Consider the following 790-nt stretch of genomic DNA (forward strand, 5'->3'; position numbering starts at 1 on the left):
AGGAAGCGAGTTCCTCGATCCGCATGACGCCGTGCAAGTACTCAGTGTTGCGCCGCGTGTCCGTCCGCATTGGCCGCGACTTCGGTGGCGATCTCATCAGATGCGAAGGCGATATGCTCATCGCTCGACGCTTGCTATTGCAGTATTCCGAGCGCGTGCTGGTCGTACGCATACGACGAAGTTTCGTCCAGCTTCGTACGGGCCGCGATCCTTCGTGCCATGAAAGCGCTCCAGGTCAGCGCATCGCTTGGACCGGCCATTGCCGCACTCGGTGACAAAGCCCCTGCGGTGCGCGTGCAGGCGGTCGGCGTGGTCGGCTAGCTCCCGAAGCGCTGCCCTCTCTGGTCCATGCGACCAAGGACGGGCATCCCGATGTCAGGCTTTCCGCGGTCGATGCGCTGTCCTTTGCACGGAATGAGGCCGCCGCCCACGCCGCCGCCGACGCGCTTTCGGATCCGGAATGGCAGGTGAGAGCAGTCGCCGCCGAGACGATCGGGCGCATCGGTCAGGCCTCAGTGGCAACAGGGCTCATCGCGGCGTTGAATGACAGCTATTGGCAGGTTCGTCAAAAGGCGTTGCAAGCCTGGGCAAGCTCCGCGTCCGGGAGGCGGTCAGCGCCATTGTGCCCTTCCTCGAAGACGAGCTGCCCTCGCTCCGCAAGGATGTAACCGGCATGAGGCCCCCACCTAGCCATCCTTCGGCTTGCGCGCGATACAGCCTGGCATGAGCGGATCGGTGGAGGTGTAACGATGGCAAATGCCATGCTTGATGCCAGGCAGGAAGGTGACTC

At 63.4% G+C, this 790-nt stretch carries 2 protein-coding genes; both read left to right on the forward strand.

Features of this window, described 5'->3' with window-relative positions:
- A partial coding sequence (locus tag ACZYOF_RS44070; RefSeq protein ID WP_463719633.1) for a hypothetical protein occupies positions 1-275 on the forward strand: 275 nt, incomplete at its 5' end.
- A gap of 66 nt (positions 276-341) precedes the next feature.
- A complete protein-coding gene (locus ACZYOF_RS44075) occupies positions 342-668 on the forward strand; it encodes a HEAT repeat domain-containing protein (protein ID WP_463719634.1) in 327 nt (108 codons plus the stop codon).
- The last annotated feature ends 122 nt before the right edge of the window (positions 669-790 follow it).

The organism is Bradyrhizobium sp. LeoA1Lang (assembly GCF_055413685.1).